The organism is Azospirillum sp. INR13, assembly GCF_015390205.1.
GTDB lineage: Bacteria > Pseudomonadota > Alphaproteobacteria > Azospirillales > Azospirillaceae > Azospirillum.
This window is the reverse complement of sequence record NZ_VUOI01000037.1, coordinates 1-24,827: the sequence shown is the minus strand read 5'-3', so window position 1 is coordinate 24,827 and position 24,827 is coordinate 1. Positions and strand designations below refer to the sequence as shown.

General features: G+C 67.8%; 21 protein-coding genes and 1 pseudogene. 15 read left to right on the top strand and 7 right to left on the bottom strand.

Going from position 1 to position 24,827, the window contains the following annotated elements:
• Window positions 1-2: 2 nt before the first annotated feature.
• Window positions 3-1,502 (bottom strand): CoA-acylating methylmalonate-semialdehyde dehydrogenase, encoded by a 1,500-nt coding sequence (locus F1643_RS19175; protein WP_194914838.1) that lies wholly within the window; start codon window positions 1,500-1,502, stop codon window positions 3-5.
• A 183-nt stretch (window positions 1,503-1,685) separates the two neighbouring features.
• Complete coding sequence (locus tag F1643_RS19170; protein ID WP_194914836.1) at window positions 1,686-3,047, bottom strand: aspartate aminotransferase family protein; 1,362 nt, start codon at window positions 3,045-3,047, stop codon at window positions 1,686-1,688.
• Window positions 3,048-3,199: 152 nt separating this feature from the next.
• Between F1643_RS19170 and F1643_RS19165 the strand changes: the two genes are divergently transcribed.
• Entirely contained in the window at window positions 3,200-4,135 is a 936-nt protein-coding gene (locus F1643_RS19165) for a LysR family transcriptional regulator (protein ID WP_194914834.1), read from the top strand.
• A 112-nt stretch (window positions 4,136-4,247) separates the two neighbouring features.
• Window positions 4,248-4,538, top strand: a complete 291-nt coding sequence (locus F1643_RS19160; RefSeq protein WP_149226533.1) for a DUF2628 domain-containing protein — start codon at window positions 4,248-4,250, stop codon at window positions 4,536-4,538.
• 70 nt (window positions 4,539-4,608) lie between these two features.
• On the opposite strand, the gene F1643_RS19155 is transcribed toward F1643_RS19160, so the two are convergent.
• Window positions 4,609-6,369, bottom strand: a complete 1,761-nt coding sequence (locus F1643_RS19155) for a GGDEF and EAL domain-containing protein (RefSeq protein ID WP_194914833.1) — start codon at window positions 6,367-6,369, stop codon at window positions 4,609-4,611.
• 477 nt (window positions 6,370-6,846) lie between these two features.
• Here F1643_RS19155 and F1643_RS19150 point away from each other — a divergent pair, with 477 nt between their 5' ends.
• The 9 genes and pseudogenes from F1643_RS19150 (at window position 6,847) to F1643_RS23985 (ending at window position 15,479) form a co-directional block, all read left to right on the top strand.
• Window positions 6,847-7,656, top strand: a complete 810-nt coding sequence (locus tag F1643_RS19150; protein ID WP_194914832.1) for an ABC transporter permease — start codon at window positions 6,847-6,849, stop codon at window positions 7,654-7,656.
• A 257-nt stretch (window positions 7,657-7,913) separates the two neighbouring features.
• Window positions 7,914-8,930, top strand: a complete 1,017-nt coding sequence (locus F1643_RS19145; protein ID WP_194914831.1) for an ABC transporter substrate-binding protein — start codon at window positions 7,914-7,916, stop codon at window positions 8,928-8,930.
• 51 nt (window positions 8,931-8,981) lie between these two features.
• Window positions 8,982-9,806 (top strand): ABC transporter ATP-binding protein, encoded by an 825-nt coding sequence (locus F1643_RS19140; RefSeq protein WP_194914830.1) that lies wholly within the window; start codon window positions 8,982-8,984, stop codon window positions 9,804-9,806.
• Between the two features lie 202 nt (window positions 9,807-10,008).
• Window positions 10,009-11,055: a hypothetical protein gene (locus F1643_RS19135; RefSeq protein WP_255543052.1), complete on the top strand. Its 1,047-nt coding sequence runs from the start codon at window positions 10,009-10,011 to the stop codon at window positions 11,053-11,055.
• The gene (locus F1643_RS23995; protein WP_255543051.1) at window positions 10,992-11,372 is read left to right on the top strand and encodes a hypothetical protein; all 381 of its coding nucleotides are present in this window, start codon (window positions 10,992-10,994) and stop codon (window positions 11,370-11,372) included. The genes F1643_RS19135 and F1643_RS23995 overlap by 64 nt, the downstream gene beginning before the upstream one ends.
• Window positions 11,369-12,127 carry a Gfo/Idh/MocA family protein gene (locus tag F1643_RS19130; protein ID WP_255543050.1) on the top strand — a complete coding sequence of 253 codons (759 nt, stop codon included), beginning with the start codon at window positions 11,369-11,371 and terminating at the stop codon, window positions 12,125-12,127. Before F1643_RS23995 ends, F1643_RS19130 begins: the two co-directional genes overlap by 4 nt.
• A complete protein-coding gene (locus F1643_RS23990; RefSeq protein WP_255543049.1) occupies window positions 12,114-12,521 on the top strand; it encodes a Gfo/Idh/MocA family oxidoreductase in 408 nt (135 codons plus the stop codon). Before F1643_RS19130 ends, F1643_RS23990 begins: the two co-directional genes overlap by 14 nt.
• Window positions 12,522-12,691: 170 nt before the next feature.
• Window positions 12,692-13,854 (top strand): annotated as a pseudogene (locus tag F1643_RS19125) (dihydrodipicolinate synthase family protein).
• A complete protein-coding gene (locus F1643_RS23985; protein WP_255543048.1) occupies window positions 13,854-15,479 on the top strand; it encodes a TIM barrel protein in 1,626 nt (541 codons plus the stop codon). The pseudogene F1643_RS19125 and the gene F1643_RS23985 overlap by 1 nt, the downstream one beginning before the upstream one ends.
• Here F1643_RS23985 and F1643_RS19110 read toward each other — a convergent pair.
• The 4 genes from F1643_RS19110 to F1643_RS19100 form a co-directional block, all read right to left on the bottom strand.
• Complete coding sequence (locus F1643_RS19110; RefSeq protein WP_194914827.1) at window positions 15,476-17,263, bottom strand: acyl-CoA dehydrogenase C-terminal domain-containing protein; 1,788 nt, start codon at window positions 17,261-17,263, stop codon at window positions 15,476-15,478. The two genes, F1643_RS23985 and F1643_RS19110, sit on opposite strands and share 4 nt — an antisense overlap.
• An 11-nt stretch (window positions 17,264-17,274) precedes the next feature.
• Complete coding sequence (locus F1643_RS25125) at window positions 17,275-18,132, bottom strand: enoyl-CoA hydratase/isomerase family protein (protein WP_370540710.1); 858 nt, start codon at window positions 18,130-18,132, stop codon at window positions 17,275-17,277.
• A gap of 226 nt (window positions 18,133-18,358) precedes the next feature.
• Window positions 18,359-19,582, bottom strand: a complete 1,224-nt coding sequence (locus F1643_RS25120; RefSeq protein ID WP_370540708.1) for a 3-hydroxyacyl-CoA dehydrogenase family protein — start codon at window positions 19,580-19,582, stop codon at window positions 18,359-18,361.
• Window positions 19,583-19,861: 279 nt separating this feature from the next.
• Window positions 19,862-21,406, bottom strand: a complete 1,545-nt coding sequence (locus F1643_RS19100; protein WP_194914825.1) for a fatty acyl-CoA synthetase — start codon at window positions 21,404-21,406, stop codon at window positions 19,862-19,864.
• Between the two features lie 205 nt (window positions 21,407-21,611).
• Between F1643_RS19100 and F1643_RS19095 the strand changes: the two genes are divergently transcribed.
• The 4 genes from F1643_RS19095 to F1643_RS19080 form a co-directional block, all read left to right on the top strand.
• Window positions 21,612-22,277: a TetR/AcrR family transcriptional regulator gene (locus tag F1643_RS19095; RefSeq protein WP_194914823.1), complete on the top strand. Its 666-nt coding sequence runs from the start codon at window positions 21,612-21,614 to the stop codon at window positions 22,275-22,277.
• The gene (locus F1643_RS19090) at window positions 22,255-23,274 is read left to right on the top strand and encodes a 3-hydroxyacyl-CoA dehydrogenase NAD-binding domain-containing protein (protein ID WP_194914822.1); all 1,020 of its coding nucleotides are present in this window, start codon (window positions 22,255-22,257) and stop codon (window positions 23,272-23,274) included. Before F1643_RS19095 ends, F1643_RS19090 begins: the two co-directional genes overlap by 23 nt.
• Window positions 23,275-23,315: 41 nt before the next feature.
• Complete coding sequence (locus F1643_RS19085; protein ID WP_194914819.1) at window positions 23,316-24,248, top strand: 3-keto-5-aminohexanoate cleavage protein; 933 nt, start codon at window positions 23,316-23,318, stop codon at window positions 24,246-24,248.
• A 36-nt stretch (window positions 24,249-24,284) separates the two neighbouring features.
• The coding region (locus F1643_RS19080) for an ABC transporter substrate-binding protein (protein WP_194914818.1) at window positions 24,285-24,827 on the top strand (543 nt) is incomplete at its 3' end.

Genomic DNA, 24,827 nt, shown 5'->3' with positions numbered 1-24,827 from the left:
CTTTACTTCATGGATGGAAAGGAGAACTGGGCGCCTTCGCGGACGCCGCCGGTCGGCCAGCGCTGGGTGATGGTTTTGCGCCGGGTGTAGAAGCGCACGCCGTCCGGACCATAGGCCGACAGATCGCCGAACAGCGACCGCTTCCAGCCGCCGAAGCTGTGGTAGGCGACCGGCACCGGCAGCGGCACGTTGATGCCGACCATGCCGACCTTGATCATGTCGCCGAAATAGCGGGCGGCCTCGCCGTCGCGGGTGAACAGGCAGGTGCCGTTGCCGTACTCGTGGGCGTCGATCAGGTCCATGCCCTCCTGCATCGACTTGACCCGGACGAGGCAGAGGACCGGGCCGAAGATCTCCTCGCGGTAGATGGTCATGTCCGGGGTGACGCGGTCGAACAGGCAGCCGCCCAGGAAGTTGCCGTTCTCATGACCCGGCACCACCAGACCGCGCCCGTCCACCACCAGTTCCGCCCCCTCGGCGACGCCCCGGTTGACATAGGCCTTCACCTTGTCATGATGGGCGCGGGTGACCAGCGGTCCCATCTCGCAGCCGGCCGAGGTGCCGGCGCCGACCTTCAGGTCGCGCAGCGCCACGGACAGCTTGTCCTTCAGCCGGTCGGCCACCTCGTCGCCCACCGCCACCACGACGGAGATCGCCATGCAGCGCTCGCCGCAGGAGCCGTAGGCCGCACCCATCAGCGCGCTGACCGCGTTGTCCAAATCGGCGTCGGGCATGACGATGGCGTGGTTCTTGGCCCCGCCCAGCGCCTGCACCCGCTTGCCCTTTGCGCTGGCGGTCGAATAGACATACTCTGCGATCGGCGTGGATCCGACGAAGCTGACGCCCTGCACCCGCGGATCGGTCAGCAGCGTGTCCACCGCCTCCTTGTCGCCGTTGACGACGTTCAGCACGCCCGGCGGCAGCCCGGCCTCCAGCGCCAGTTGGGCGATGTAGAGGGCGGAGCTTGGGTCGCGCTCCGACGGCTTCAGGACGAAGGTGTTCCCGCAGGCGATGGCGATGGGGTACATCCACAGCGGAACCATCGCCGGGAAATTGAACGGCGTGATGCCGGCAACGACGCCCAGCGGCTGGAACTCCGACCAGCTGTCGATGGCCGGCCCGACATTCTTGGAGAACTCGCCCTTCAGCAACTCCGGCACGCCGCAGGCATATTCGACATTCTCGATGCCGCGGGTCAGTTCGCCGAAGGCGTCGTCCAGGACCTTGCCGTGCTCCGCTGTGATCAGCGCGCAGATGCGGTCGGCATTCTCCTCCAGCAACTGCTTGAAGCGGAACATGACGCGGGCACGCTTGGCCGGCGGCGTGGCGCGCCAGGCCGGAAACGCGGCCTCGGCGGCGGCGATGGCCTCTTCCACCGTGGCACGCGACGCCAGGGCGACCTGACCCGCCACGTCGCCGGTGGCGGGATTGACGATGTCGGCGGTGCGGGTGCCGGCGGGCGCGTCAGTCTTGCCGCCGATCAGGTGGGCAACGATGGTCATGGTGGCTTTCCTGAGGGAGATTATGGAGTGGGGAATGTGGAGTGCGAGTGCCCCCTCCCTAACCCTCCCCCACCTGCGGTGGGAGAGGGAACTGCTGCCGTTATGCGAATCCTCCCTCTCCCGCGATCGGATCGGCCTTCGGCCGACCGAGGGCGGGGGAGGGAGGGGGCAGCGGGGTCGCCCTTACGCGGTCGTCTGGATGGCGTCGGCGACGACGTTGAACAGGCGGTCGAGGTCGGCGGGTTCGCTGTGGAAATGCGGGCCGAACTGGAGCGTGTCGCCGCCGAAGCGCACGTAGTAGCCGGCCTTCCAGCACTTCTCGCCGATCTCGTAGGGCCGGCGGGCCGGCTCGCCCGGAAGCGGGGCGATGGTGACGGCGCCGGTCAGGCCGTAGTTGCGGATGTCGGCGACGTGCTTCAGCCCCTTCAGCCCATGGATCAGGTTTTCGAAATGCGGCGCCAGCGCAGCCGCCTTTTCCCACAGCTTCTCCCGCTCGAAGATGTCGAGCGCGGCCAGACCGGCGGCACAGGCGACCGGATGGGCGGAATAGGTGTAGCCGTGCGGGAACTCCACCATGTAGTCCGGCCCGCCATTGTCCATGAAGGCCTGGTAGATGTCGCGCTTCGCCACGACGGCCCCCATCGGGACGGCGCCGTTGGTTAGGCCCTTGGCGACGTTCATGATATCGGGCACCACGCCGAAGGCATCGGCGCCGAAGGGGGCGCCCATGCGGCCGAAGCCGGTGATGACCTCGTCGAAGATCAGCAGGATGGAATGCTTGTCGCAGATCTCGCGCAGCCGCTGCAGATAGCCCTTCGGTGGCGGCAGCACGCCGGCCGAGCCGGCCAGCGGTTCGACGATCACGGCGGCGATGTTGGAGGCGTCATGCAGCGCCACCAGTTCCTCCAGCGCGTCGGCCAGGAAGGCGCCTTCCTCCGGCATGCCCTTCGCGAACAGGTTCTGCGGCAGCAAGGTGTGGGGCAGGTGGTCGGCATCGACGCCGGTGCCGAACAGCTTGCGGTTGCCGCCGATGCCGCCCAGGCTGGTGCCGCCGAAGTTGACGCCGTGATAGCCCTTCGACCGGCCGATCAGCTTGGTCTTGGCCGGCTGGCCCTTCATCCGCCAATAGGCCCGCGCCATCTTCAGCGAGGTGTCGGCGGCCTCCGAGCCCGAACCGACGAAGAAGACATGGTCGAGGCCGGCCGGGGTCATCGACGCCAGTTTGTGCGCCAGCTTGAAGGCGGCCGGGTGCCCGTGCTGGAAGGCCGGGCTGTAATCCAGCTCCGCGATCTGGCGGGCCACCGCCTCCGAAATCTCGCGGCGGCAATGGCCGGCGCCGCTGCACCACAGGCCGGACAGGCTGTCGTAGATCTTGCGTCCTTCGGCATCCCAGTACCAGGTCCCCTCCGCCTTCACGATCATGCGCGGGTTGTTCTTGAACTGACGGTTGCCGCTGAACGGCATCCAATAGGCGTCGAGTTCCTCGCGCGTCAGTCCGGCAGCCTTGCCGAGCGACTGGGAATGATCGTTGTCCAGGGGGGCCATCCGCTGTTCTCCCGCTTCTGTTAGAGGCCGCGTCTGTCAGGGGCGCTGTCAGCGACGAGTGTGCGCGCTTCCCGGTTGCGATTAAATCCAAACTATAAGAACTTCACATAACCCAGCGCTTAACTATCTTGCCCCGACACCATGGTCCCAGCATGAGCAAGCCCACCCGGTCCCCCACCCGGTCCCTGGCCCCGATCGGCGATGCCGACATCCGCCTGCTGCGTGTTTTCCGGACGGTGGTGGAGTGCGGCGGCTTTTCCGCTGCCGAGGTGGAGTTGAACATCAGCCGGGCGGCGATCAGCCAGCACATGGCGGATCTCGAACGGCGGCTCGGCCTGACGCTCTGCCGGCGCGGGCGGGCGGGTTTCCGGCTGACCGACGAAGGGCATCTGGCCTATGAGGCGAGCCTGCGCCTGCTGGCCAGCACCGAGAGCTTCCGCAGCGAGATCGCCACCGTTCACGGCCGTCTGCGCGGCGAACTGAACATCGGCATCACCGACAACCTCGTCACCATGCCGCAGATGCGGGTGACCCACGCCCTGCGCAGCCTGAAGCAACTGGCGCCGGAGGTTCGCGTCAACATCCGCATGATCCCACCCAACGAGATCGAGCGCGGCGTGCTGGATGGGCAGTTGCACGTCGGCGTCGTACCGGTCCGCCGGGGGCTGCCGGGACTGGCCGGCCTTCCGCTCTACCAGGAGGAATCCCTGCTCTATTGCGGCGACGGTCATCCGCTGTTCGACCGTCCCGACGCAGCGGTGACGCCGGAGGCGGTCGAGGCCGCCGACGCCGTGGCGCCGACCCAGGCGCAGCTTCCCCATGAGCTGAACAACACCGCGACGGCGACCGACCGCGAGGGGGTGGCCTTCCTGATCCTCACCGGATGCTATGTCGGCTTTCTGCCCACCCATTACGCGCGGCGATGGGTCGAGCGCGGCATGATGCGGGCGCTGCTGCCCGACACCTACCATCATGCCCTGGAGTTTCAGGTGGTGACGAAGAAGGGGGCCCAGCCGAATCTGGTGCTGGAGCGATTCCTGGAGGTCCTGCGCGGAACCGGAAACGAGGAAAGCGCGGCCGGGGTCTGACGAGCGGCCATCGTGGCGCCCGATTGTCCACCATGCGGGAAAGCCTGCCACTGGATGCGACGGGTGCGGCGACCGTCGTCCAGACTGGGTCCGGCAAGCCAAGGAGACGAACATGGCATCGCCGTCATCAGCCACGATCTTCCAAAACCCCGAGACCGGCCAGACGGAAGCGGTGTCCAACAGGTCCGGGGTCTGGGCGTTCCTGGGCGGACCGTTCTATTTCGCGTCCAAGGGCGAGTGGATGCACAGCGCGATCCACGCGGTTCTGACCGTCATCGCCCTGCTGCTTTGGCCCAGCGGAGCCCTCATGTTGCTGGGGCTCTGGTTCGGCTACGCCTGCGCGACGCCGACCATTCTGGAAGCGCGCTACAAGCGGCTGGGCTGGCAGCGGGTTTCAGCCTGAAGGACGGCCTGATGGATGATGGTGGGAAGGGCGGCGTCGTGACTCCTCGGACGCTGTCTCCCCACGGTTGTCAGGCCGCAGCTCGCGAGTGATCGCGCAGCCAGCGCTCGAACGCCGTCGCCGTCATCGGGCGCGCGATATGGTAGCCCTGGACTTCGTCGCATCCCAGTTCGGACAGCATGTCCAAAGCCGTGTGGCTCTCCACGCCTTCGGCGACGACCCGATAACCCAGCTGATGGATCAGGGAAATCATGGCGCTTACCAGCGTAAGGCTGCGGTCCTGATCGCCAAGTCCCTGGATGAAGGAACGATCGATCTTCACCACGTCCGCCGGGATCTTCTCAAGGTAGGACAGGCTGCTGTATCCCGTTCCGAAATCGTCGATCGCAATTCCAAAGCCTGTCGATCTCAGCTCTTCCATCCTTTGCAAAGCGTTTTCGCCATTGCGGAGAATGGCGCTTTCGGTCAGTTCCAGCTCGATGCGATCCGGTTGAACGTCACACTGCTTGGCCAGGCCAGCGAGGCGGGCAGGAAAATCCTGTCGGTCCAGGTTCGATGCCGAGATGTTGATGGAAAGCGTCAGATCGATGCCTGCGGTTCGCCACGCCGCCAGCTGTGACAGCGCGGTGCGGGCGACCCACTCGGTCATGCCGTCGGCGAGAGCGGTCTGCTCGATGACAGGGACGAATTCCCCGGGCGGGATCGCGCCGAGAACGGGATGGGACCAGCGCAGCAGCGCCTCCGCACCGACGCATCCGCCGGTCGGGATGTCCACGCGCGGCTGAAAGACGAGGGACAACTGGTCGGCCGCGGAGAGCGCTTGCGGAAAGTCGGCCAGCAGCTGGAAGCGCCGGCGATGCGCGTCGTCGAGCGACGCGGAATAGATGCCGACCCCTCTGTCCGCCTCGCGGGCATCCTGCAGAGCGCTGTAGGCCATCCGCAGGACATGTTGGGGGGTGTCCGTGCCCAGTTGGAACGGAGCCACGCCGATGGCCGCGCGGATCACCACGGGCGTTTCCTGCGCGCCGGTCACATTGCCCAACTCGGTCGGTATACTGGCGGCGGCCGCCATCATTTCCTGTTCGCCCATGACGGGCGGCAGATAGCCGAGGTGGGTCGTGCCGATCTGATAGATCCTGGTTTCAGGACCGACCACGCGCCGCAGACGCCGGGTGGCCGCCCGCAAGAGGTCATCGGTGAAGGCCGGGCCGATGGCGCGGAGCGTGGCGGTGTGCTGGGCGACGTCGATCAGATCGACCAGGATGGCATAGCGCTGCTCCCCCGGATGATCCCGTGCGAGATCCTCGATGTCTTCGATGAACTGCGTGCGGTTCGGCAGGCCGCTGACCGGATCGATCCGTCCCAGGGCATGCTGCAGTTCGATCTGCGCCATGACCATCGCGGCAAGATCCTTGAGTGCCGCCGTTTCCTGGCTGGTGATCGCGCGCGGCTCCGTACCGAGCACGCACATCGCACCGAGCGTGTGTCCTTCGCGGGTGATCAGAGGAGCGCCAGCATAAAACCGGATGCCGGACCGGGCCAGAAGACTGTCCCGGTAACACTCGTCCTTGTCGAAGTCGGGAATGACCAGAACGTCGCAGCTTTCCGCGACTTGGCCGCAGGGGGCCTTTTCACGCGGAATCTGCCAGTGGTCGACGCCGACACGTGACTTGAACCATTGCCGGTCCCTGTCGGTCAGCGAAACGGCGGCGATCGGCAGGCCGAACAGCTGGCTTGCCATGCGGGTGATGCGATCGAAGCTCTCACTTGGCGCCGTATCCAGCAGGTTCAGTTCGCGAAGCGCGTCCAGCCGGGCTTCTTCCTGTGTCATGACTGCGCACCTTGCCCCGACATGGGTTTACGCAAAGAATGCAACTTCAGATTAATTGCAGAAAATCCGGGATTATTCTGTTCCCCACAAGCCAGAGAATTTTGGGAGCGGGTAAATGTAATGACATTCATTTCGAGGTTCCGCATTGGATGCGCTTCGCTGAGATGAGAATCGTCTGATGGATACGGAAGAAGACCGCGAGCTTTCTTCAGTCACGCTGGGTCATCTTTCCTAAAGATTTATTAAGCACGCTCTAGGATTTTACGCATAGGCTTGAGTGTCGGAGTTGTAGAAATGGGAAAGGCCGAGCTTCCCGAAATCCAGGCCGCCGCCGGCAAGCTGTTGGTGCACAAAATAATCCGCTACCACCATTGTAAGCGTTGACCGGGAGGGCGGCGCAGGCGTACTTTTAACCAGCCGGTTAAAACACCGCGGCCGCTCCTTCGGCCGCCCGAGCCCGCCGGCCGGAGAAGACGCATGGAACGTCGCTCACGCTCGGGCGCAGCACTGCGCCTGCTCAATTCCGACTGGGTCCGCCCCATCCTGCTGATGGTCATCCTGCTGGTTCTGTGGGATCTGTCGGTCCGGCTGTTCGGCGTGCCCGCCTATCTGGTGCCGAAGCCCGGCGACGTCGTGCTGGCGATGATCGACGAATGGCCGCGGCTGCTGTCCGAATCCGTCCCCACCTTCACGGCGACGCTGGGCGGCTTCGCGCTGTCGGTTCTGTTCGGCATTCCCATCGCGATGCTGATCGCCGGATCGCGCACGGTGGAGGCCTATGTCTACCCGCTGCTGGTCTTCTCGCAGTCGATCCCCAAGGTCGCCATCGCGCCGCTGTTCGTGGTGTGGTTCGGCTTCGGCCTGATGCCGAAGGTGATCGCCGCCTTCCTGCTGGGCTTCTTCCCCGTCGTCGTCTCGGCGGTCCAGGGCTTCAAGTCGGTGGACGGCGAGATGATGGACCTTGCCCGCTCGATGAAGGCGTCGCGGCTGCAGACCTTCCGGATGGTAAGCCTGCCGCATGCGCTGCCGGCGATCTTCGCGGGCCTGAAGGTCTCCATCACCCTGGCGGTGGTGGGGGCGGTGGTCGGCGAGTTCGTCGGCTCCAACTCCGGCATCGGCTTCGTCCTGCAACGCTCCATCGGCAATTTCGAACTGCCCTTGATGTTCGCGGCGCTGACCGTGCTGGCATTGATGGGCGTGGTGCTGTTCTGGGTCATCGATGTGCTGGAACGCTTCGCCATCCCCTGGCACGCCAGCCAGCGCGACAAGTTCAGCCCCACCGGCTGAGAGGTTATGAGTTTTTAGCGGCAATTGTCGGCCGTCATCCCCGCGAAGGCGGGGATCCAGGAGACTCCGCAATCAAGCGGCCGAAACGGATGGATTCCCGCCTTCGCGGGAATGACGGCCGAGAGGCGTGCCTGATGCAGACCGACGCTACCAGGTCCGAAACGCAGTTCCGAAATCCATTCACCGACAAGAACCCCGACGCCGCACCGCGCAGGCCGGCGGGGCGATCCACCACCCATGGGAGGACACCGGTCGTGATGAAGAAAACAATCGTCGCGGCGCTCTGCGCCTTTGCCGCCTCCACCCTGCCGGCGCAGGCCGCCGACAAGGTGACGCTGATGCTGAACTGGTATGTCTATGGCGAGCACGCCCCCTTCTACTACGGCAAGGACAAGGGCCTGTACGAGGCCGAAGGGATCGACCTGGAAATCCAGGAGGGCCGCGGCTCGGCGGTGACGACGCAGCTGGTCGCCAGCAAAGGCGTCACCTTCGGCTATGTCGACGTGCCGACCATGATCAAGGCGGCGATGAAGGGCGCTCCGGTGACCTCGCCGGGCGTGCTTCTGCAGACCAGCCCGATGTCCGCGATGGGCTTCACCGAAAAGAACATCCGCAAGCCCGAGGACATCAGGAACCGCATCGTCGCCATGACGCCCGGCGACAGCATGTCCCAGATCTGGCCGCTGTTCCTGAAGAAGACCGGCCTGAAGGAGCGTGATTTCGAGGTGGTGTCGGGCGATGCCCAGACCAAGCTGAACGCCGTCATCAACGGGCAGGCCGATCTGCTGCTGGGCTACGTCATGGACCAGAGCATGAAGATCAAGGATGCCACCGGCAAGTCGGTGACGCCGATCCGTTTCGCCGATTACGGCGTCAACATGGTCTCGTCCGGCATCATCGCCAACACCGACACGCTGAAGGACAACCCCGACCTCGTCCGCCGCTTCATGGCCGCCACCACCAAGGCGGTGGAAGAGGCCGAGAAGGCGCCGAAGGACGCCGCGGCCGCCATCCTGAAGGCCAACCCGAAGGGCGGCAAGCCCGACACGCTGCAGGAAGGCTTCGAACTGACCATTCCGCTCTACCGCACCAAGGAGACGCAGGGGATGCGGCCCTTCCAGGTCACCGACGCCAACATGAAGGAGACGGTGGACATGCTGGTCGAATATGGCGGGCTGGACGCCTCGGCCAAGGAGAATCCCAAGCGCTTCTACACCCGCGAGTTCCTGCCGGCCGACCCCGCGGCAAAGGCGATGAACGCCGCCGCCAAATGACCTTCCGTTGAGTGACCGGCATTGGCCCCCGCACGGAGCGACGAGGAGAGCATGGCACAGCCTCAGTTGAAACTGGTCGGCGAAGCGGAGACGCAACGCCTGTCCGGCGCGCCGCTGATCTGCATCGACGGCGTGACCAAGACCTACCGCACCCGCGACGGCGAGGTGCCGTCGCTCCGCCCCATCAGCTTCGACGTGCGGCCGGGCGAGTTCCTGGTGGTGGTCGGCCCGTCCGGCTGCGGCAAGTCCACCCTGCTGAAGATGCTGGCCGGGCTGCTGCCGGTCACCAGCGGCACCATCAGCATCGAAGGCGACACGGTGACGGAGCCGCACGACGACACCGGCATCGTCTTCCAGAGCCCGACCCTGCTGGCCTGGCGGTCGGTGCTGCGCAACATCATGCTGCCGGTGGAAATCCGCCGCCTGCCGCGGGAGCGCTACCTGGAGCGCGCGCACAAGCTGATCGGGATGACCGGGCTGACGGGGTTCGAGAACAAATACCCCTGGCAGCTGTCGGGCGGCATGCAGCAGCGCGCCGCCCTGTGCCGGGCGCTGGTGCATGACCCGAAGATCCTGCTGATGGACGAGCCCTTCGGCGCGCTCGACGCCATGACCAGGGAGCGGATGAATGTCGAGCTGCAGCGCATCCAGTTCGAGACCGGCAAGACGGTGATCCTGATCACCCACTCCATCCCCGAAGCGGTGTTCCTGGCCGACCGGGTGATGGTGATGTCGGAACGCCCCGGCACCATCGCCGCCACCTACGAGGTGCCGCTGGAGCGTCCACGGACGCTGGACGTCATGGGTGACCCGGTCTTCATCCAGCTGACCCAGTCCATCCGCAAGCATTTCGCGGCGCAGGGGCATCTGGATTAGGGGCGCGATCAGGCCGCAACGGTAGACCCCCACCCTAACCCTCCCCCGCCCTCGGCCGGCCAAAGGCCGGTCCGATCGCGGGGGAGGAGACTGCCGCCGCTCCGCAAATACTCCCTCCCCTGCCCAGCGGGGGAGGGAAGGGGCCCATGCGCCAGCATGGAAAGGGTGGGGGCCAGTCACCATCACCACGAAAGACCATCCCATGCCCGCCCCCCGTCTCCGCATCCGCGCCATCGAGCTGTACGAGCGGCCCGTCCGTTTCGTGAAGCCGTTCCGCTTCGGCGCGGTGACGGTGGAGGCCGCACCGCAGGCTTTCGCCCGCGCCTTGGTCGAGGTCGAAGGACAGGGCGAGGCCTGGGGCGCGACGGCCGAGATGATGATGCCGAAATGGTTCGACAAGTGCCCGGACCGCAGCCCGGCCCAGACGGTGGACGGCCTGCGCCGCTCGCTGGTGGATGCGCGGGAGGCTTATCTGTCCGACAGCCGCCTCGACACCGCCTTCGGCCATCACGCCGCCTTCACGCCGACGCTGGAGCCGAAGCTGGCCGCCGCCTTCGGGCCGGCACAGATCGACAAGGCGGTGCTCGACGGGCTGCTGCGGGTGCTGAATCTCAACGCGTTTCAGGGGTTGGGCGCCAATGTCGCCGGACTGGATGCGCGGCTGACGCCCGACCTCGGCGGTTTCGATCTGGATGCTTTCCTGAAGAGCCTTTCCCCGCTCGGAGAGGTGGAACTGCGCCACACGGTCGGGCTGCTCGACAAAGCGGAAGACCTGCACGCTCTGCTGAAGCGCTCACCGCTGCGCTGGTTCAAGATCAAGCTGGGCGGCGACGTGTCCGCCGATGTCGAGCGGCTCACCGAACTGGCCGCCGTGCTTGAGGAGGCCGTCCCCGGCTACCGCGCCACGCTGGACGGCAACGAGCAGTATCGCGATGCGGACCATGTCGACGAGCTTCTCGACCGGATCGACGCCATTCCGGCGCTGGCCGGCTTCCGCAAGGCGCTCGCCTATCTGGAGCAGCCCATCACGCGGGAGGCGGCGCTCGCCCGGCCGCTGGGCACGGTGGCGGAACGCATCCCGGTCATCATCGACGAGTCGACGACGGTTACGACGCCTTCCCGCGCGCCCGCGCCATGGGCTATCCCGGCGTGTCGTCCAAATCCTGCAAGGGCCTGTACAAGGCGATGCTCAACCGCGCCCGCTGTGGGGCGTGGGGGCCGCCGCACTTCATCTCCGCCGAGGACCTGACCTGCCAGGCCGGGCTGTCGGTGCAGCAGGACACCGCGCTGGTCGCCTTCCTCGGCATCCCGCATGCCGAACGCAACGGCCACCAGTATGGCGAGGGCTTCGACAATCCCGAAGAGGGCGCCGCCTTCCTCGCTGCCCATCCCGGTTTCTACGCCCGCGATGCCGCCGGCACGGTCCGGCTCGCCACCGGCAGCGGCCGGCTGCCGATGGCGCCGCTGTTCCACCCCGGATACGCTCATGCGGCCGATCCCGACTGGTCCGGCCTGTCCCCCCTTTCAAACCCGACATCAGCGCTTTCCGAAGGAGTTCCCCCATGAGCACCAAGCGCCTTGGCCTCATCATGCACGGCGTCACCGGGCGGATGGGCATGAACCAGCACCTGATCCGCTCGATCCTGGCGATCCGCGCCCAGGGCGGCGTCACCCTCTCCGACGGCTCGCGCGTCATGCCCGACCCGATCCTCGTCGGCCGCAATGCCGAGAAGATGCAGGAGCTGGCCCGCCGCCACGGCATCGAGCGCTGGAGCGACAACCTCGACGCCGCGCTGGAAAACCGCGACGACGTGATCTTCTTCGATGCCGGCACCACCCAGATGCGGCCGACCCTGCTGGAGAAGGCGATTCGCGCCGGCAAGCACGTCTATTGCGAGAAGCCCATCGCCACCAATCTGGACGAGGCGTTGCGCGTCGTCCGGCTGGCGGCGGAGGCCGGGGTGAAGAACGGCACGGTGCAGGACAAGCTGTTCCTGCCCGGCCTGGAGAAGCTGCGCATGCTGCGCGACAGCGGCTTCTTCGGCCGCATGCTGTCGGTGCGCGGCGAGTTCGGTTACTGGGTGTTCGAGGGCGACTGGCAGCCGGCGCAGCGTCCGTCCTGGAACTACCGGGACGAGGATGGCGGCGGCATCATCCTCGACATGATCTGCCACTGGCGTTACGTGCTGGACAACCTGTTCGGGCAGGTCAAGAGCATCTCCTGCCTCGGCGCCACCCACATCCCGGAACGCTGGGACGAGACGGGCAAGCCCTACAAGGCGACCGCCGACGACGCCGCCCTATGCGATGTTCGAGCTTGAGGGCGGGGTGATCGCCACCATCAATTCGTCCTGGTGCACGCGGGTCTATCGCGACGATCTGGTGACCTTCCAGGTCGACGGCACCAACGGCTCGGCGGTCGCCGGCCTGACCGACTGCGTGATCCAGCCGCGCCAGGGCACCCCGCGCCCGGTGTGGAACCCCGACCAGAAGCAGACGATCGACTTCTACGACACCTGGCAGCCGGTGCCGGAGAATGCCGTGTTCGACAACGGCTTCAAGGTGCAGTGGGAGTCCTTCATCCGCCATGTGGTGGAGGATGCGCCGTACGAGCACGGCCTGATCGAGGGCGCCAAGGGCGTCCAGCTGGTGGAATGCGCGCTGCAGAGCTGGCGCGAGCGCCGCTGGGTGGATGTGCCGGCGATCGGGGGGTGAGGCGTCGGCTGACGATGCCCCCTCCCTAACCCTCCCCCACCTTCGGTGGGAGAGGGAACTCCGCCGCTCCTTTGCATAACTCTCGCCAAGCGTCCAACCCCCTCTCCCGCGAAGCGGGAGAGGGGTGGGGAGGGGGCTCGCCTCCGCGACTTTTCTAGGAACACCATCCCATGCCCACCATCCGCCTCCCCCGCCCCGACCGCAGCATCGAGAGCTACACCCTCGCCCCGCCGCGCGGCTTTCCCGCCCGCACCGAGCGGCCGCTGACTCGCATCGCCTTCGCCGCCGCCCATATGGTCGCCGACCCGCTGGCGGAGGCCGATCCGTGGCTGGCGCCCGCCATCGACTGGGACCGCACCATCGCCTTCCGCGAGCATCTGTGGGACCTCGGCCTCGGCGTCGCCGAGGCGATGGACACCGCACAGCGCGGCATGGGGTTGGACTGGCCGACTTCGCTGGAGCTGATCCGCCGCTCTCAGTCGACCGCCAAGGCGCGCGGCGGGGTGATCGCCTGCGGCGCCGGCACCGACCATCTGCCGCCGGAGAACGCCCGCGGCATCGACGACGTGATCCGCGCCTACGAGGAGCAGGTCGAGGCCATCGAAGCCCTCGACGGCCGCATCATCCTGATGGCGTCGCGCGCGCTGGCCCGCGGTCGCCAAGGGGCCGGAGGATTACGTCCGCGTCTATGGCCGCATCCTGTCGCAGGTTCGCCGTCCGGTGATCCTGCATTGGCTGGGCGACATGTTCGACCCGGCGCTGGCCGGCTATTGGGGCACCAGCGACATCGACGGGGCGATGGACACCGCGCTGTCGATCATCGGCGATTTTCGCGCCCAAGGTGGACGGCATCAAGATCTCGCTGCTCGACAAGGACAAGGAGATCGTCATGCGGCGGCGGCTTCCGGACGCCGTGCGCATGTATACGGGGGACGATTTCAATTACGCCGAGCTGATCGCCGGCGACGGGCAGCATCATTCCGACGCGCTGCTCGGCATCTTCGACGCCATCGCGCCGGCCGCAGCATCGGCACTGGCCCATCTGGCCGAGGGCGACGAGGCGGCGTTCCACGACATCCTCGCCCCTACCGTTCCGCTGTCGCGCCATATCTTCAAGGCGCCGACCCGCTTCTACAAGACCGGCGTCGTGTTCATGGCCTATCTGAACGGCCATCAGGACCATTTCACCATGGTCGGCGGGCAGGAGAGCACACGCTCCACCCTGCATCTGGCGGAGCTGTTCCGGCTGGCCGACAAGGCCGGGCTGCTGTCCGATCCCGACCGCGCGGCCCGGCGGATGGCGGCGTTGCTGGCGGTGCGGGGGATTTCGTGATGCGGGATTTTTCCACTGACCACCGCTGGCTGTCGATCAACACCGCCACGGTGCGCAAGCAAGGCGATCTGGTGGAGATTCTCGACGCCTGCACCCGCCGCGGCATCCGCGCCGTCTCGCCCTGGCGCGACCAGGTGGCGGCGGTGGGGCTCGACGCCACGCTGCGGGCGGTGCGGGCGGGGGAACTGGCGCTGTCCGGCTATTGCCGCGGCGGCATGTTCCCGGCCGATCCGTCCAAGGCGGCGGAGGTGCGCGACGACAACCGCCGCGCGGTGGACGAGGCGGCGGCGCTGGGGGCGGTCTGCCTCGTGCTGGTGGTCGGCGGACTGCCGCAATATTCCCGCCCCGGATCGGCGCCCAGCAAGGACATCGCGTTGGCCCGCTCGCAGGTGGAGGACGGCATCGCCGAACTGCTGGACTATGCCCGCAAGGCCGGCATGCCGCTGGCGATCGAGCCGCTGCACCCGATGTATGCCGCCGACCGCGCTTGCGTGAACACGATGGGGCAGGCGCTCGACCTCTGCGACCGGCTGGATCCGGTGCGGTCGGGGGCGCTGGGGGTGGCGGTCGACGTCTATCATGTCTGGTGGGATCCGCAGCTGGAGGCGCAGATCCGCCGTGCCGGTAGTGAGAGGCTGCTGGCCTTCCATGTCTGCGACTGGCTGGTGCCGACGACCGACCTGCTGCTCGACCGCGGCATGATGGGCGACGGCGTCATCGACATTCGCGCGTCCGCGGCTGGGTCGAGGAGAGCGGTTTCGCCGGCTGGTCGGAGGTGGAGATCTTTTCGCAAGGCAACTGGTGGGAACGGCCGATGGGCGAGGTTCTGGACACCTGCGTCGACCGGCACCGCAGCGTGGTTTGAATTCGCCGGCCGACGCTCTACCATCGGGGAAGACCGCCCCCTACCCGTACCGCAGGAGCCGGCTTCCCGCATGGACAGCCTGACCGACGCACCCGAGCCGGTGCCACCCGCACCGACACCGAACAGAGCCGCCGCTCCGGCCAAGGCGACCCGTGATCCGGAGGGGACGCGGGCCCGCATCATGGCCGCCGCGACGGAGGAGTTCGCGCGCTACGGTCTGGGCGGCGCCCGCATCGACCGCATCGCCGAGCAGGCGGGCACCAACAAGCGCATGCTCTACTATCATGTCGGCAACAAGGAGGAGCTGTATCTGGCGGTCCTCGAGGGGGCCTACGCCCACATCCGTGCCACCGAACGCACGCTGAACCTGGAAATGCTGGACCCGCCCGACGCCATCGCGCGGCTGATCGAGTTCACGTGGCAGTATTTCATCGATCACCCCGAATTCATGGCCCTGCTGAACACCGAGAACCTGCACCGGGCGGAGTTGCTGAGGACGTCCGCCCATGTCCAGTCGATGCATTCGCCCTTCGTCCAGATGATCGCCGACGTGCTGGCGCGCGGGGTGGAACTGGGGGTGTTCAGGGCCGGGGTGGATGCGGTGCAGCTCTACATCTCCATTGCCGGCCTGTCCTATTTCTACCTGTCCAACGTCCACACCCTGTCCGTCATCTTCGGCCGCGACCTGCTGGCCGAGCCGGCGCGGGAGGAGCGGCTTGCCCATATGGTGGAACTGGTTCTGAAGGCGTTGCGGCCCTAACCGTCCAAGCCGGTCAAGTCGGCCGGCAGGCCGGGGCCGAACAGGCTGCCGTGGCCGCTGCGGATACGCAGCTCCAGCGCCGCGGTCTCGGGCAGCAGGCGGTCGGCGAAGACGCGGGCGAGGCCGATCCGTCCATCCAGATAGCCTTGGTCGTACCCCTCCGGCCGCCGTGCCGCCGCGGTCGCCATCAGCCCCCACATCCAGCCATAGGTCACCAGCGCCATCAGCCTCAGCGTGTCGGTCGCCGCCGCTGCCGGGGCGAGGGGGCTTTGCGTTCCCGCCTCCGCCAGCCATGCCACCACGCCACGCAGCCGCTCCGCCGCGTCGCGCAGCGGGCCGGCGATGTCGCGGGTGAGCGGTTCGGCCTCCAGGTCCCTCGCCGCCGCATCGATGGCCGCGAACAGGCGGGCGACCGGCCGGCCGCCATGCAGGGTCAGCTTGCGCTGCACGAGGTCAAGCGCCTGGACGCCGTTCGTCCCCTCATAGATCTGCGTCGCCCGCACGTCGCGGACCAGCTGCTCCACCCCGTTGTCACGGATATAGCCGTGGCCGCCCATGACCTGCTGGGCCAGCACCGCCGCCTCGAAGCCGAAATCGGTGCCGGCCGCCTTGATGACCGGGGTCAGCAGGGCCGCCCAATCCTCCGCCTCCTCCACCACGGAGGGGTCGCCGGAGCGATGGGCGCGGTCCATCCACAGGGCGGTCCAGGCGGCCAGCGCCCGGCCGGCGTCGGTCAGCGCGCGGGCGGTCAGCACCATGCGGCGGACGTCGGGAAGGTGGATGATCGCATCGGCCGGCCGGTCGGGATTGCGCGGCCCGTCGGGCGCCCGGCCCTGCTCGCGCTCGCGCGCATATGCCAGGGCGGACTGTGCGGCGCATTCGCTGACGCCGATGCCCTGGATGCCGACGAACAGCCGTTCGTGGTTCATCATGGTGAACATGGCCGGCAGGCCGCGGTGCGGCTGCCCCACCATCCAGCCCACCGCGCCGTCGTAGGACACCACGCAGGTGGGCGAGGCGTGGAGGCCCATCTTCTGTTCCGACGACAGCACGGCCCAGCCGTTGCGGGAGCCGTCCGGCAGCCGCTTCGGCACCAGGAACAGGCTGATGCCCCGCGTGCCCGGCGGTGCATCGGGCAGGCGCGCCAGCACCAGATGGACAAGGTTGTCGGTCAGGTCGTGGTCGGCCGAGGAGATGAACATCTTCTGGCCGGTCAGGCGATGGCTGCCGTCCGGCCCCGGCTCCGCCCGCGTGCGCAGCAGGCCGAGATCGGTGCCGGCATGGGGCTCGGTCAGGGCCATGGCGCCGGTCCAGTCGCCGGAGATCATCCGCGGCAGATAGGCATCCTTCAGCGCGTCGCCGGCATGGGCGGCGATGGCGCGGATGGCGCCCTGGGTCAGGCCGGGCACGATGCTGAAGGCGAGGTTGGCGCTGCACACCATCTCCGTCACCAGCGTGTCGAGCAGCGCCGGCATGCCCTGTCCGCCATAGGCGGGATCGCCGGCCAGCCCGTTCCAGCCGCCCTCCCGCCATGCGCGGTAGGCGTCGGCGAAGCCGGCGGGCATGCGCACGCCATCGGACTCGACGCGCACCCCCTCCTCGTCGCCGGAGCGGTTGAGCGGGAACAGGACCTCCGCGGCGATGCGTCCGGCCTGGGCCAGCACGTCGTCGAACAGGTCGCCCGACATCTCGTCCCACCCCGCCTCCGCCAGCACGGCGGGCGCATGGAGCACCTCATGGACCAGGAAGCGCATGGATTGAAGTGGCGGCTGATACACGGCCATGATGGTGCTCCTCAGTTCCGCAGGGGTTTGCCGGTGTCCAGCATGTGCCGGATGCGGGCGCGGGTGGCCGGTTCCCGGATCAGGGCGGATATGGCCTCACGTTCCAATGCGGCGAGGGCATCCTCGTCGACAGGTGTCTGCGGGTTGGTTTCGGCTCCGCCGCAGCACACGCCGGCCAGCCGGTCCGCGACCAGTTCGTCATGGGGACTGGCCCGCCCGTCCTGCCGCCAGCCCCGGACGATGGCCTGCAACGCCTCCCTTCCCGCCGGACCCGGCAGGGTGACGGAGCCGACGTCGGGCGGGCGGTAGCCTTCGGCCAACGCCACCGCCTTCGCCTTGGCGTCGCCGAGCAGCCGGTCGCGGCCCATGGTGATGCCGTCCTCCGGCCGCAGATAGCCGAGCGCCCGCGCCTCCAGCGCCGAACCGGTGATGCGCGCCCCGGCGATGGTTTCGAAAGCCGCCTGAGACGTTCCTTCCGGACCGGCGGGCCGGTCGGACCTTCGGCCCCAGCGCAGCAGCAGTTCCGCCGTACCGCGCCAGCCCGGAACGATGCCGACCTTCAGCTCGACCAGCCCGATATAGGTCTCGGCATGGGCCTGGATGGCGTCGCAATGCAGCAGCACCTCGCAGCCGCCGCCGACCGCCAGACCGGCCGGTGCGCCGACCACCGGGATGGCTGCGTGCTTCAGCGCGCGGAAGGCCGCCTGCCCCTGATCGACGAAGCGTTCCAGCGCGGCGAAATCCTCCGCCTCCAGACGCTCGACGAAATAGCCGAGATCGGCCCCGGCGGAGAAGGCGCGCGGGTTGTCGTTGTAGAGGACCATGGCGCGGAAATCCGCCGGCACCCGCTCCGCCGCCTCCGCGACCATGGCGAGGATGCCCCGGTCGATGGCGTTCATCTTGGTGTGGAACTCCAGGCAGGCGACGCCGTCGCCCAGGTCCCACACCGACGCCGACCCGTTGCCGGCGAAGCGCGGCCCGCGCTCCTTCACCTCGGCAAGGTCGAGCACGCCCGGCGGGCGGCGGACGGACGTCCAGGCGCCGGCTGTGCTGCGGCTCTCCCGCCCGGCGGCGCTGCGGCGGTGGAAGCCTCCCTCAGCGGCGGCGGCGGCGAGAAGCGGCGGCACCTCGCGCCCCTCCGCCGCCAGCCGGTCGGCGATGGCGGCGCAGCCCACCCGGTCGGCCAGCGCGAACGGCCCCTCGGCCCAGCCATAGCCGAGCCGCATGGCGGTGTCGATGGCCGCCACGTCGTCGGCGATCTCCCCCGCCACGGCGGCGGTGTAGGCGAGGCTGTTGGACAAAACCGCCCAGGCGTAGCGTCCGGCCGCATCCTCCTGCCGGATCAACGCCGCGAGATCGCGGTTTCGCGCCGGCATCGACCTGCGGACGGTACTCCCCGGTGGAGAGGTTCAGCGCCTCGCGCTCCTTGCTGCCGGGGGCGAGGCGGTAGAAGCCGCCCTTGGCCTTGCGGCCGATCCGGCCCTCGGCGATCAGGCGTCGGATCAGCGGCTCGGCCGTCAGGTCATGGCGGTGATGGGCATCTCCGGCGGGCAGGGCGCCCAGCAGGCTGCCCCACACCAGCGGCACCAGATCGATGCCGACGAGATCCAGCAGCCCGAAGATCCCCGTGCGCGGCACGCCGAACGGCGCACCGGCGACGGCGTCCGCCTGCTCCACCGTCAGGCCGTGGCGCAGCGCCTCGATGGCGGCGACCGACATCCAATGGCAGCCCAGCCGGTTGGCGATGAAGGCCGGCGTGTCGCGGCAGTCCACCACGGTCTTGCCCAGCACCGTCTCCGCCGCATCGCGGACCAGCGCGGCGGCTTCCGGCGCGGTGCCGGGGCCGGCGACCAGTTCCATCAGCCGCATGTGGCGCGGCGGGTTGAAGAAATGGGTGATGACGAAGTCGCTGCGGAAAGCCTCCGACGCTCCCTCCGTCAACTGCGCCAGCGGGGATGGTGGAGGTGTTGGAGGACACCACCGCCCCGGCTTGCGCAGCGCGTCGAGCCGGGCGAACAGCCGGCGCTTGACCGCCAAATCCTCCACCACGGCCTCGACGATCCAATCGGCGTCGGCTACGGCGGCCAGATCGTCCTCGATGGAGCCGACGCTCACCAATTCAGCGGCGGAGGGGTCCATGAAGCCCTGCGCCTTCAGCTGCCGTTCCACGCCGGCACGGGCCGGGGCGGCACGGTCGTCTTCAGGGCCGGCGACGTCGAGCAGCAGAACCGGCACGCCGCCGTTGGCGAACTGCGCGGCGATGCCCGATCCCATGGACCCGGCGCCGATCACCGCGACCTTGCGGATTGCCCTTTCCATCACGCGCGCTCCGGGAGAGTGGCGGGCAAGCGGGTGCTGCCCGCGGCGAAGGCGTGGTTCATCGCGTTCGATCCTTGAGTACGGGTGGTCGGCTCGGGCTTGTGCGTTTGAAGCTTGAACGGCCATACATCCAAATCGGATGCCCTTCTCCCCTTGCGGGAGAAGGGTTGGGATGAGGGGTGCAGCGGCTGGAAGCCGTTGGAAGCCATGTATTTGCTACCCCTCACTCCAAGCCCTCTCCCGCAAGGGGAGAGGGGCTTTATCCATCGGAAAAGACGCTCAGGCGCCGTGGGACTTGCGCAGTTCGCGCTTCAGCAGCTTGCCGGCGGTGTTGCGGGGCAGGGTGTCGAGGAACTCGATCCGCTTGGGCACCTTGAAATGGGCCAGATGCTGGCGGACATGGGCGACCAGCTCCTCCTCCGTCGCGGTCTGGCCGTCGCGCAGCACGACGAAGGCGCTGATCGCCTCGATCCATTTCGGGTCGGGCAGGGCGACCACCGCCACCTCCGCCACCGCCGGATGGGTGTAGATCGCCTCCTCCACCTCGCGGCTGGCGACCAGGACGCCGCCGGTGTTGATGACGTCCTTGATGCGGTCGACGATGTAGAGATAGCCCTCCTCGTCGAAATAGCCGACGTCGCCGGAATGGAACCAGCCGCCGGTGAAGGCCTCCGCCGTTTCCTGCTCCTTGCCCCAATAGCCGACCATCAGCTGGGGAGAGCGATGGACGATCTCGCCATGGGTGCCCGGCGGCATATCGTTCATGTCGGGATCGACCACCCGCATCTCGACGTTCAGCACCGGACGCCCGGCCGAGGCGGGGCGCGCCTCATGCTCCTCCGGCCGCAGGACGGTGGCGAGCGGCCCGATCTCGCTCTGGCCGTAGCAGTTGAAGGCCTGGGCGCCGGGCAGCCGCTGGCGCAGCTCCTGCAGCACCGGCACCGGCATGATCGAGGCGCCGTAATAGAGCTTGCGCAGCGAGGACAGGTCGTGCGCGTCGAAATCGGCATGGCGCAGCAACCCGACCCAGACCGTCGGCGGCGCAAAGAAGGAGGTGATGCCGTGGCGCTCGATCAGTTCCAGGCAGCGCTTCAGCGCCGGGGCCTGGATCAGCCGCGTCGTCGCCCCGATCAGCAGCTGCGGCATGACGAACACATGCATCTGCGCCGAATGGTAGAGCGGCAGGGCGGCCAGCGAGCGGTCGTCCTGGTCGAGGCGGCAGCTGTAGATGCAGCTCTGATACTCCGCCAGCAGCGCGCCGTGCGTCATCATCGCGCCCTTCGGCGCCGCCGTGGTGCCGGAGGTGTAGAGAAGCTGCGCCACGTCGTCGGCGCGAACCGCCGTATCGACCTCCGCCGGGGCCGTTTCGTCGAGCGCCACCGCCAGGATGTCCAGGCCGTTCGCATCGCCGTCCGTCAGCGTGCCGAACCGCTCCACCCGGCCGGCGGCTTGCACCCCCTCAAGGTTCGCGGCGAGGTCGGGGTCGTGCAGGACCATGCGGGCGCCCGACTGCTCGACGATGTAGGACAGCTCCTCTCCGGTCAGGGCGTAGTTGATCGGCACATGGATGAAGCCGCCGACGGCGCAGCCGAGCCAGGCGATCACATAGGCGTCGGAGTTGCGGCCATAAGCCGCCACCCGGTCGCCGGGACGCATGCCCAGGTCGCCCAGCCGCCGGGCCACCCGCAGCGCGGCGCGGTGCAGTCCGGAAAAGCTCCAGTCCCGCTCTTCGTAGGTCAGGGCGGTCCGCGTGGCGTTGCGCCGGGCGCTGCGGGCAAGCGCTGCGCCGATGCTGTCGGTGCGGGCGGTGGCGATGCTGTCCATGCGTTCCTCTCCCCTCATTGTTCGCGCCCTCAACATACTTGTTGGAAGGCATGTTACTTGAGAGTAGGATGAGGCAGATTGATAAGCCGGTCAACAGTGTGTGTGGCGGTCAATCGGCTGTGGCTGCTGTCGGCGTGATGGACAGAAGCGGAGGGGAATGCAAAGGCAGGGGGATGGGTGCGTGCCGGAACGGAGTGATGACGCGATGCAGGACAGTATGGACAGCCAATCGCCATGGAAGGCGTCATCCGACCGCCAGACGGAACGGGAGGCGAAGCGCGTCGCCGTGCTGCGGACGGCGGCGCGGGCCTTCAACGAGATGGGCTATCACAACACCTCGCTGGACGACATCGCGCGGCGTCTGAACGTCACCAAGCCGACCATCTACTATTACGTCAGGAACAAGGAGGAGATCCTTTTCGAGTGCGTGCGCATCGGGCTGGAGATGCTCGACGAGGCCTCGAACGACGTGATCGGCCATGACGGCAGCGCCTATGAGGAGCTGATCGCGGTGATGCGCAAATACGCCGAGATCGTCACCATGGACTTCGGCATGTGCGTCATCCGCGTCGGCGAGGAACCGTTGACGGAGGAAAGCCGCCGCACGCTGCGGTCCCTGAAGCGCAGCATCGACCGCAAGTTCCGCCGCCTGATCGAACGCGGCATCGCCGAGGGCTGCATCGCGCCCTGCGATCCGAAGATCGCCGCCTTCACCGTGGCGGGCGCCCTCAGCTGGATCGGCCGCTGGTACCAGCCGAACGGCGGTCTCAGCGCCCACGATATCGCCGCCCAGTGCATCGACCTGCTGATGAACGGCCTGGGCAAAACCACAACATCCGGGGAGGACCATGACACTCGATCCAGTGGCTGACCCGACCGTGACCCGGTCGGAGCTTCAGGGGCCGGTGGCTCCCGATCCCGACGCGGTCGGGCGCGTTGCCGTCATCGGTGCCGGCACCATCGGCGCCAGCTGGGCGGCGCTGTTCCTGTCCAGGGGGATGAGCGTCGCCGTCAGCGACCCCAATCCCGCCGCGGAAGCGGTGGTGCGCGGCCTGATCGCCCAATCCTGGCCGGCGCTGGAACGGCTGGGCCTCGCCCCCGGCGCCGATCCGGAGGCGTGGAGCTTCCACACCGACCCGCGCGACGCGGCGCGCGGCGCCCGCTTCGTCCAGGAGAACGCGCCGGAGCGCGACGACGTCAAGCGCGCGCTCTACGCCGCGCTGGAGGAGGTGCTGGACGACGTCGTGATCGTGGCCTCCAGCACCTCCGGCCTGATCATGAGCGAACTTCAGCAGGGGCGCCGCGTGCCGGGGCGCTTCGCCGTCGGCCACCCCTTCAACCCGCCGCACCTGATCCCGCTGGTCGAGGTCGTCGGCGGCCGGGACACGACGGCCGGCACGATCGAATGGCTGATGGCCTTCTACCGCGCGGTCGGCAAGCGCCCGATCCGCCTGAACCGCGAGGTGCCCGGCCATCTCGCCAACCGCCTCCAGGCGGCGCTCTGGCGCGAGGCGGTGCATGCGGTCGCCACCGGGCTGGCCAGCGTGGAGGATGTGGACACCGCCATCGCCGAAGGACCGGGCCTGCGCTGGGCGATCATGGGGCCGAACATGATCTTCAACCTCGCCGGCGGTGAGGGCGGCATGTCCCATTTCCTCGACCATATCGGCCCGGCGATGGAGGACTGGTGGCGGGATCTCGGCACCCCGGCGCTGACGCCGGAGCTGCGCGACCAGCTGACCGCCGGCATGCGGGAGGCGCTGCACGGCCGGTCCCAGGCCGATCTGGCGCAGGAGCGCGACCGGCTGCTCCTGGCGCTGATCGAGACGCTCCAGCAGGAACGCCGGACCCTGCGCACCGGCTCCTGACCGCACTCGCCATCACGGAATAACAAGGGAGGAGACACCCAATGAAGCGCGCCGACAAGGTCATCATCACCTGCGCGGTGACCGGTTCCATCCACACGCCGACCATGTCGCCCCATCTGCCGGTCACGCCGGACGAGATCGCCCGCGACGCGGTGGCGGCGGCGGAAGCCGGCGCGGCGATGCTCCACCTGCACGCCCGCGACCCGGAGACGGGCAAGCCCTCGCCCTCGCCGGACCTGTTCATGGAGTTCCTGCCGCGCATCAAGCAGCAGACCGCCGCCATCCTGAACATCACCACCGGCGGCGGGCTGGGCATGACGCTGGACGAGCGGCTGGCCGCGGCCAAGCGGGCGCAGCCGGAAGTGGCGTCGATGAACATGGGGTCGATGAACTTCAACATCTCCGGCGCCGCGGCGAAATTCGAGAGCTTCAAGCACGACTGGGAGAAGCCTTATCTGGAGTCGACCACCGACTTCATCCTGTCCAACACCTTCGCCCAGATCGAACGCGGCATGCGCGAGCTGGGCGACGCCGGCACCCGGTTCGAGTTCGAGTGCTACGACGTCGGCCATCTCTACACTCTCGCGCATTTCGCCGACCGCGGCATCGTCAAGCCGCCCTTCTTCACGCAATGCATCTTCGGGATTCTCGGCGGCATCGGCCCGGATCCGGAAAACCTGATGCACATGAAGGCCACGGCCGACCGGTTGTTCGGCAACGACTATTACCTGTCGGTGCTGGCCGCCGGCCGTCACCAGATGTCCTTCGTCACGCTGAGCGCCATCCTCGGCGGCAATGTCCGCGTCGGGCTGGAGGACAGCCTCTATGCCGGCCGCGGCAGGCTGGCGACCTCCAACGCCGAGCAGGTCGCCAAGATCCGCCGCATCCTGGAGGAACTGAGCCTGGAGATCGCCACGCCGGAGGAGGCGCGGGCGATGCTGCAGACCAAGGGCGGCGACAACGTCGCCTTCTGAAGACCCGAACAACGAACCAACAGGGAGGATAAATCCATGAAACGCTGGATTCTGGCTGCCGGTGTCTGTTCCGCCGCACTGATCGCCGGGGCTGCGCAGGCTCAGATCTCCGACGACAAGGTCAAGATCGCCGTCCTGAACGACATGACCGGCGTCTATGCCGACCCGACCGGCATGGGCTCGGTCGAGGCGGTGCGGATGGCGGTGCAGGAGATGGGCGGCAAGGTCGGCGGCAAGCCGGTCGAGGTGATCTTCGCCGACCACCAGAACAAGCCGGACATCGGCGCGTCGCTGGTCAACAAGTGGATCGACACCGAGCAGGTGGACGTGATCGTCGACGTCCCGACCTCGTCCGTCGCCCTGGCGGTGCAGGACATCACCAAGCGCAAGAACCGCGTCTTCCTGATCTCCGGCGGCGGTGCCGCACAGCTGACCGGGGAGGCCTGTTCGCCGACCACCGCCCACTGGACCTACGACACCTATGCGCTGGCCCAGGGCATGGGCAAGGCGGGCGCGAAGATCCTGGGCGACAGCTGGCACTTCCTGACCGTGGACTACGCCTTCGGCCATGCGCTGGAG

What these genes read in the sequence shown, in the direction of transcription:
- F1643_RS19175 (WP_194914838.1), bottom strand. Translation starts at nt 1,502, where the DNA reads ATGACCATCGTTGCCCACCTGATCGGCGGCAAGACTGACGCGCCCGCC.
- F1643_RS19170 (WP_194914836.1), bottom strand. Translation starts at nt 3,047, where the DNA reads ATGGCCCCCCTGGACAACGATCATTCCCAGTCGCTCGGCAAGGCTGCC.
- F1643_RS19165 (WP_194914834.1), top strand. Translation starts at nt 3,200, where the DNA reads ATGAGCAAGCCCACCCGGTCCCCCACCCGGTCCCTGGCCCCGATCGGC.
- F1643_RS19160 (WP_149226533.1), top strand. Translation starts at nt 4,248, where the DNA reads ATGGCATCGCCGTCATCAGCCACGATCTTCCAAAACCCCGAGACCGGC.
- F1643_RS19155 (WP_194914833.1), bottom strand. Translation starts at nt 6,369, where the DNA reads ATGACACAGGAAGAAGCCCGGCTGGACGCGCTTCGCGAACTGAACCTG.
- F1643_RS19150 (WP_194914832.1), top strand. Translation starts at nt 6,847, where the DNA reads ATGGAACGTCGCTCACGCTCGGGCGCAGCACTGCGCCTGCTCAATTCC.
- F1643_RS19145 (WP_194914831.1), top strand. Translation starts at nt 7,914, where the DNA reads ATGAAGAAAACAATCGTCGCGGCGCTCTGCGCCTTTGCCGCCTCCACC.
- F1643_RS19140 (WP_194914830.1), top strand. Translation starts at nt 8,982, where the DNA reads ATGGCACAGCCTCAGTTGAAACTGGTCGGCGAAGCGGAGACGCAACGC.
- F1643_RS19135 (WP_255543052.1), top strand. Translation starts at nt 10,009, where the DNA reads ATGCCCGCCCCCCGTCTCCGCATCCGCGCCATCGAGCTGTACGAGCGG.
- F1643_RS23995 (WP_255543051.1), top strand. Translation starts at nt 10,992, where the DNA reads ATGCTCAACCGCGCCCGCTGTGGGGCGTGGGGGCCGCCGCACTTCATC.
- F1643_RS19130 (WP_255543050.1), top strand. Translation starts at nt 11,369, where the DNA reads ATGAGCACCAAGCGCCTTGGCCTCATCATGCACGGCGTCACCGGGCGG.
- F1643_RS23990 (WP_255543049.1), top strand. Translation starts at nt 12,114, where the DNA reads ATGTTCGAGCTTGAGGGCGGGGTGATCGCCACCATCAATTCGTCCTGG.
- F1643_RS23985 (WP_255543048.1), top strand. Translation starts at nt 13,854, where the DNA reads ATGCGGGATTTTTCCACTGACCACCGCTGGCTGTCGATCAACACCGCC.
- F1643_RS19110 (WP_194914827.1), bottom strand. Translation starts at nt 17,263, where the DNA reads ATGGCCGTGTATCAGCCGCCACTTCAATCCATGCGCTTCCTGGTCCAT.
- F1643_RS25125 (WP_370540710.1), bottom strand. Translation starts at nt 18,132, where the DNA reads ATGGTCGCGGAGGCGGCGGAGCGGGTGCCGGCGGATTTCCGCGCCATG.
- F1643_RS25120 (WP_370540708.1), bottom strand. Translation starts at nt 19,582, where the DNA reads ATGGAAAGGGCAATCCGCAAGGTCGCGGTGATCGGCGCCGGGTCCATG.
- F1643_RS19100 (WP_194914825.1), bottom strand. Translation starts at nt 21,406, where the DNA reads ATGGACAGCATCGCCACCGCCCGCACCGACAGCATCGGCGCAGCGCTT.
- F1643_RS19095 (WP_194914823.1), top strand. Translation starts at nt 21,612, where the DNA reads ATGCAGGACAGTATGGACAGCCAATCGCCATGGAAGGCGTCATCCGAC.
- F1643_RS19090 (WP_194914822.1), top strand. Translation starts at nt 22,255, where the DNA reads ATGACACTCGATCCAGTGGCTGACCCGACCGTGACCCGGTCGGAGCTT.
- F1643_RS19085 (WP_194914819.1), top strand. Translation starts at nt 23,316, where the DNA reads ATGAAGCGCGCCGACAAGGTCATCATCACCTGCGCGGTGACCGGTTCC.